This is a genomic window from Mesorhizobium sp. M7A.T.Ca.US.000.02.2.1 (genome assembly GCF_003996995.1).
Classification (GTDB): Bacteria; Pseudomonadota; Alphaproteobacteria; order Rhizobiales; family Rhizobiaceae; genus Mesorhizobium.
The window spans coordinates 1-5,598 of the sequence record NZ_RZTT01000391.1 but is presented as its reverse complement, the minus strand read 5'-3'; the positions used below and the strand labels follow the sequence as shown (position 1 = coordinate 5,598).

General features: G+C 59.4%; 4 protein-coding genes and 3 pseudogenes. 5 read left to right on the top strand and 2 right to left on the bottom strand.

Annotation, left to right across the window (positions count from 1 at the left end; translation table 11 throughout):
* Nucleotides 1–309: pseudogene (locus tag EOD15_RS27400) on the bottom strand (aldehyde dehydrogenase family protein); the annotation flags it as partial.
* A gap of 749 nt (nucleotides 310–1,058) precedes the next feature.
* Between EOD15_RS27400 and EOD15_RS27390 the strand changes: the two are divergent.
* Complete coding sequence (locus EOD15_RS27390; protein WP_236383572.1) at nucleotides 1,059–1,397, top strand: helix-turn-helix transcriptional regulator; 339 nt, start codon at nucleotides 1,059–1,061, stop codon at nucleotides 1,395–1,397.
* Nucleotides 1,387–2,703: a HipA domain-containing protein gene (locus EOD15_RS27385; protein WP_127206482.1), complete on the top strand. Its 1,317-nt coding sequence runs from the start codon at nucleotides 1,387–1,389 to the stop codon at nucleotides 2,701–2,703. Before EOD15_RS27390 ends, EOD15_RS27385 begins: the two co-directional genes overlap by 11 nt.
* 570 nt (nucleotides 2,704–3,273) lie before the next feature.
* On the opposite strand, the gene EOD15_RS35580 is transcribed toward EOD15_RS27385, so the two are convergent.
* Nucleotides 3,274–3,630: a hypothetical protein gene (locus tag EOD15_RS35580; RefSeq protein WP_127309514.1), complete on the bottom strand. Its 357-nt coding sequence runs from the start codon at nucleotides 3,628–3,630 to the stop codon at nucleotides 3,274–3,276.
* A 516-nt stretch (nucleotides 3,631–4,146) separates the two neighbouring features.
* Between EOD15_RS35580 and EOD15_RS37005 the strand changes: the two are divergent.
* From EOD15_RS37005 to EOD15_RS27370, 3 genes and pseudogenes are all read left to right on the top strand, one after another.
* Nucleotides 4,147–4,680, top strand: a pseudogene (locus EOD15_RS37005) (IS21 family transposase); the annotation flags it as partial.
* Nucleotides 4,681–4,690: 10 nt separating this feature from the next.
* Nucleotides 4,691–5,004, top strand: a pseudogene (locus EOD15_RS27375) (ATP-binding protein); the annotation flags it as partial.
* A 192-nt stretch (nucleotides 5,005–5,196) separates the two neighbouring features.
* The coding region (locus EOD15_RS27370) for a hypothetical protein (protein ID WP_135897788.1) at nucleotides 5,197–5,598 on the top strand (402 nt) is incomplete at its 3' end.

Here is a 5,598-nt window from a genome sequence, read left to right as displayed (position 1 = left end):
TTGGACGTAAATGCGGTTCGCGGAAACGCAGGTCTGGCCGGCATTGCGGAACTTCGCCTGGACCGCACCGTCAACAGCACCGTCAATGTCGGCATCATCGAAGATGATGAAAGGTGCATTGCCGCCGGTTTCAAGGCTGACCTTCTTGATCTGGTCAGAGCACTGACGCATCAGCAGCCGTCCGGCCTCGTTCGAACCGGTAAAGCTGATCTTTCGAATCTTGAAATTGGTGCAGAGTTCACGGCCCACGCGATCACCTTCGGACGCATAGATCAGGTTGACCACGCCATCGGGAAAGCCGGCCTGATGGCGAGAGCAAACATTGCACCTAGCCACGCCACAATAAGATCGAGCGCGGCTTCGTTGCGTGCGGGTCTGTGGTCAGTGGAGGGCGGAGGAAAAGCGCTCGGCGTGCTCGCCCTCGCGATACCACTGGTTCGCGCCGGCAAGCGCCAGTTTCTGAGGCAAATCGCCGAACAGCTGGTAGAGCCTTACTCTCAGGGCTTGGCATCTATGTCGCCTACGACCGCCACATGCAGCCCGTCGCGTGCGAAAGCGGCTTTGTGGAAGGCGCTTAGATCGGAGGGCGTTACGCTAGTCAGGCTCCCTTGGGCGGTCTCGAATACGGATGCGTGCCGTAGATTCCGCGCCGCCAGGCCAGCTCGGCGATCGCATGAGGTTCGCGCTCATTGGCAATGATTTCGGAGAGAAGCTGGGCGCGTATGCGGTCGAAAAGTGCTGGTGTAGCCGGCTGCGGGTCCCGCCACCGAGAATGTCGGCCAGCAGTCGAGCGCCGCGGCCTCGCACCAGGGACCGCCCATGAATGACTCATGCGAGGCGTCTCAAGGCTGTCCGCGATCCAGCGCCAGATCTCCGCCTCGCCCGAGGGGCGCAGAGCTGGCCGGTTGTGCAGGAGCCGTAGGCAATATCCGCCTTCCTCGTTCGGATGGGTAACGCTTGCGATACGGAGTCTTGACTTTGGCAGTCGCTCTGTGACATTACCTATATAAAGTTCGAAAGAAGGCGATATGGATCATGCATAGGTCACAGAGACCCGAATGAAGGCAACGTATAAACGCACCTATTCGCGCTACGCGATGGAAGCGCTTGGCCTTTTCGGTAAGACCATCCGGCTTGGCCGGATGCAGCACCGGTTAACCGCACAGGAGTTAGCCGAGAGAATCGGTGTTTCACGCAGCACCCTGCAGCGCATCGAGAAGGGCGATCCCAAAGTCGAAATCGGACTGATGTTCGAAGCTGCTGCCATTGTCGGTGTGAAGCTGTTCGATGCCGACGGCAAGGGCATCACAGCCCTCACAGGCCGCATGGACGATCGCATCGCGCTGCTGCCGAAGCACGTCTACAAGGCCAGCAAGCAGATCGTCGATGAGTTCTAAGGTCCCCAAGTACGACGAAGCCTATGTCTGGGTCTGGCTGCCGGGCGAGACCGCGCCGGTTGTCGCCGGGCGGCTATATGCCCATGACGGACTCGTCAGCTTCAACTATGGCAGGAGCTTTCGTGAACTGGGCAGCGCGATCCCGCTTTATCTCCCGGAACTGCCCCTGAAGGCAGGCGAATTGCCTTTGCTTCCTGGCCTAACCATGCCGGGATGCATCCGCGATGCTGCCCCTGATGCCTGGGGACGACGGGTTATCCTAAACCGCAAATTCGGTGTGAAGGGCGATGAAATCGCGCGGCTCGATATTTCAGAACTGACGTTCTTGCTGGAATCAGGCTCGGACCGCATCGGCGCGCTCGATTTTCAGTTTTCGCCCACGCATTACGAGCCGCGCGCACTGGCCAATGCCACTCTCGAAGAGCTTGTCCAATCGGCGGAGCGGGTAGAGAAAGGTATTCCGCTCACCCCCGAATTAGATCAGGCGCTGCATCACGGCAGCTCGATCGGCGGCGCAAGGCCAAAGGCGCTGATCGAGGATGACGCCGTCAAGCATGTCGCGAAATTTTCCTCGTCTGCCGACCTTTACAGCGTCGTCAAAGGAGAATTCATAGCCATGCGGCTTGCCGCCTTGTGCGGCATCAGAGCGGCATCCGTCTCGCTCGTTCGCGCCGCAGGCAACGACGTGTTGCTCGTCGAGCGATTCGACCGGATCAAGGTCACGGGCGGCTGGCAACGCAAATCCATGGTCTCAGCGCTGACGATGCTCGCGCTCGATGAGATGATGGCGCGTTACGCCAGCTACCAGGATTTGGCGGAGATCATTCGCCACCGATTCACCGCGCCGTCGGAAACTCTGCGCGAGTTGTTCAGCCGCATTGTCTTCAACATACTTTGCGGCAACACCGACGATCATGCCCGCAACCATGCGGCATTCTGGGACGGCGCTAAGCTCACCCTCACGCCTGCGTACGATATTTGTCCGCAGGCCCGCAGTGGCCAGGAGGCCAGCCAGGCCATGCTCATCAGCGGCAATAACCGCATGAGCCGGATAGCGTCCTGCCTTGAAGCGGCGCATCACTTCCTGCTCAGCGCGCCGGAAGCTCTTGCGATTGTTGAAGGCCAGCTCCGATGCATTGCGGAGAATTGGCCGCGTGTCAGCGAGGAAGCTACGCTATCCGGCATAGATCGGAATCTGTTCTGGGGCCGACAGTTCCTCAATCCCTACGCTTTTACGGCGCTGGAAGGAAGCGCCGACGTTCTCCGCGCTCTGGCTGACGAACTACGCAACAGTGTTCACGCCTGATCCGGCGCTGGATTTCGGACAAGCTCGGCAAGCGCAAGACGCCACAATATGGACAACCCTTGCCGTGCCAGGACGAAGATTGAACAAACGGCTCTTCAACAGTGACAACGTGCACTGCGGAGAGATGTTGAGCTGACACCGCAAAAGCCCAAGACGCGCGACTTCCCGCGATACAACTCCACATAACTGAGCGTCTACAAGCGGTGCAGCCAGCCAAACATCCAGCCATCAAAGCGATGATCGTCTGATCTTTTGCCGATGACATCACGTCGGGGAAGACTTGTTCGAGCGCTTGCCGCTTCATATCGATACCGGCCTGGGCGTAGCGCATCGTTAGTTCAGCCCGAGTGGCCTGGCCATCGACTGATGGTGGCGATGTCAACACCCGCCTTGACGAGGTGGATGGCCGTCGTGTCCCGCAAAGGGCGATGATGGATGCTCTTTTCCGCCATGGTGGTTCCTTCGCCCGCAGCCATGTGTGCGCAGCAAGTATCGAACACCGAACCGGGTGAGCAGTGTGGGGCGGTCGTTGCTTTGCTCGGCGGGACAGGGCGGTATACCAGACGAAGGTCACAATCGAAGATTCAGGATCCCTGAACTCGTGCATCCGTATTGAACATCAGCGAAAACAGAGCGTAATCCCGCTGTCCAGAAGGCGTGCGGCGGTCGATACGCGCCAGGACGCTCTTGATTTCCGGGCTCATCGAGATATTCGACAGGTGCCACCCACGCGCCCTCTTGAAGGGAAGTGTCACCACCAGTTGCAGCGTATCCTAATATTCGGGGTGCTCCGAAATCAGGAACCGCGCAAAGGCATGCATCGCCGCCAGCCTTGCATTGCGGGTCGCAACTGCCACGCTCGACCTCAAGTGATGTGAGAAAGCTGCCCATCCTGTCGGTATTGATGTCGGAGACCGCTTCTTTCAAGAATATCTTCCCGCTCTCCCGCGGCATGAGCCCGTGGCATGCTTCGGCCCAATGCTGTGGATTGATGTTTCTTCATGCCACAACCTCGCTGACGAGACCGCCGAAAGCCCCTTCAAAGCGGTCGGTGGCGATCTCTCGCAGCTTTGGAAGGTAGTGCATTGATTTTTCGTGGAATGGGGACCCTGTTTAAAGGGTGATTTTCGTCCAAACGGGACCCCTTAACGATGGGGTCATCAAGATGCCTCCGGCTTGATCGGAGGCATTTGTGTTTTGGATGTTGGTTTTAGAGACGATTGCAAAGATACGTCGGCTGTCGCTGGTCCAGGGGAAGTCGATCAAAGCGATCTGCCGTGAGCTGAAGATCTCGCGCAAGGTGGTGCGCAAGGTCCTGCGTTCTGAGCAGACGCAGTTCCGCTACGAGCGCAAGCACCAGCCCTATCCCCGCATGGGAGCTCGGCGTGAGACGCGGGACCGGCTGCTGTCGGCGAATGCGGCCAAGCCGCAGCGGGAGCGGCTGCCGGTCGCTTCGACGGCTTCCATTGCATTCCCCCGTCGGTGTCGAAGACCTGCACGGTGCGCTTCGACAACAACAAATACTCGGTGCTGTCGAGTGCCGTCGGTCGGCCCATCGAGATCCATGCTTATGTCGATCGGATCGCATCCGCCAGAGGATGGCGTGGTCGTGGGAGAACACGTTCGCTCCTTTGGCCGCAACGAGGTCGTCTACGATCCCTGGCACACGGCGCGCGCCGTTCCTTGGCTGGGTCGTGCGGTCGGCAATGGAGAAGGTGCGGCGCAGCTCAAGGCGGTTGATGACGTCGACCGGCAGATGGTGTTGATCCTCACCTGGGTGCTGACCGACGGATTGAGCGCGGTCGAGGCCGCCTGTCAGGAAGCCATCGAGCACGGTGCATCGTCGGCGCCGGTGATCCTCAACATCCTGGCCCGCAGCCGCGATCCGGCGCCGGGCACGATCCTTTCCATTCCCCAAGCGCTGAAGCTAGCTCACGAGCGGTCGCCGACTGCACCCGCTATGACAGTCTCAGGAGGACAAACAGCCATGGAACGCACCGAGGTACTGGAACTGATGGGAGCGCTGAAGCTCTACGGAATGCGCAGAGCCTATGACGAGATCATGGGTGCGTCGCCATCAAGCGACGGCACGAGCCGCCCAGGATTGTCGGTGATCTCTTGCAGGCCGAGATATCGGAGAAGCAGGCCCGCTCCATCAAATACCAGTTCGCTGTCGCCAAGTTGCCGCTGGCCAAGGACATCGACGACTTCGACTTCGCCGACACGCCGGTCACCCCCTGATGCGCGATCTCGCCCGGCCGCGCCTTCGTCGCCGATCAGCGCAACATCGTCCTGGTCGGCCGCCTTCACGGGTCACCCCACTCGCGCGGAAGGTCGACCGCATTGCGACGGGCGCGTGTCGACTTCCCAACAATGTCAGACAGGAGACGCAACGCTATCGGAGCGATCGCATTGCCCGAAACGATTTTCCCAGTTGGCACGACAATTGCGGTCCTATGCGCAAAAGCAAACTAGACCTGAGAGCCGCACCGCATGAATGTAGCCTCCCAATATCTGCCGCTTGTGGCGCATCACGAAGCCGGGCACGCGGTGGCCGCCATCGTTTTGCACCGTCAGACGTTCGACGACGACCGTGAACTCCCTGCTTTCTCAAGTGTTAGTATTTACCCCGACGTCGGTGACGGAGAGTGCGGTGGTGTTGTCGAAGGCGCGGGTTTTTATTCAGCGCAAGGATTCACCTCGAAGCGAAAGCCGATTTTCGAGGACGATATGGATCGATGTTTGGAACGCGATGATGCGATCCGGGAGATAGTTGCGTGTCTGGCAGGTCCTTTTGCAGAATCCGCATTCGAAGGCTATCTGGACCCGCGCGATATGGCGATGAATGCGTCCGATGGGAATGAGGGGAGCAGCGACTACGCGGATGCCAAGCGA

Excerpts from the sequence above, each read along its gene's own strand:
- EOD15_RS27385 (WP_127206482.1), top strand. The coding sequence starts at position 1,387 with ATGAGTTCTAAGGTCCCCAAGTACGACGAAGCCTATGTCTGGGTCTGG.
- EOD15_RS27390 (WP_236383572.1), top strand. The coding sequence starts at position 1,059 with ATGAAGGCAACGTATAAACGCACCTATTCGCGCTACGCGATGGAAGCG.